This is a genomic window from Stenotrophomonas sp. 3diitr2024 (genome assembly GCF_042136455.1).
Taxonomy (GTDB): domain Bacteria; phylum Pseudomonadota; class Gammaproteobacteria; order Xanthomonadales; family Xanthomonadaceae; genus Stenotrophomonas; species Stenotrophomonas sepilia.
Genome location: NZ_JBHHMJ010000816.1, coordinates 1 through 316 on the forward strand (window position 1 = coordinate 1; position 316 = coordinate 316).

The 316-nt window shown below is 67.7% G+C and carries 1 pseudogene; it reads left to right on the plus strand.

Annotation, left to right across the window (positions count from 1 at the left end):
- Nucleotides 1-209 precede the first annotated feature (209 nt).
- Nucleotides 210-316, plus strand: a pseudogene (locus ABGA94_RS21825) (haloacid dehalogenase); the annotation flags it as partial.

Below are 316 nucleotides of genomic sequence, written 5' to 3' on the forward strand. Positions count from 1 at the left end.
GTGATCCAGGACGGCGGCATCATGAATGTCTACACTGCCGGCGGCAACGCGCTGGTGGTGGGTACCACGGCGACCAAGGTCACCACCGTGGCCGATCCTTACCAGCCCGAGCGCCTGCTGCCAGCGCTGGCACTACAGCCACAGGCCGCGCCAGCGCTGGAGGGTGCCCTGCAGGCCGAGCCTTCGGCGCAGGCGTACGCGGCGTCGGTCCCACCCGTCACTGCCACAACGAAGAGAAGATGCGCATGCTGCGCGAGCGCGGCTATGGCGACATCGATATCGCCTATTCCGACAGCACCGCCGACCTGCCGCTGCT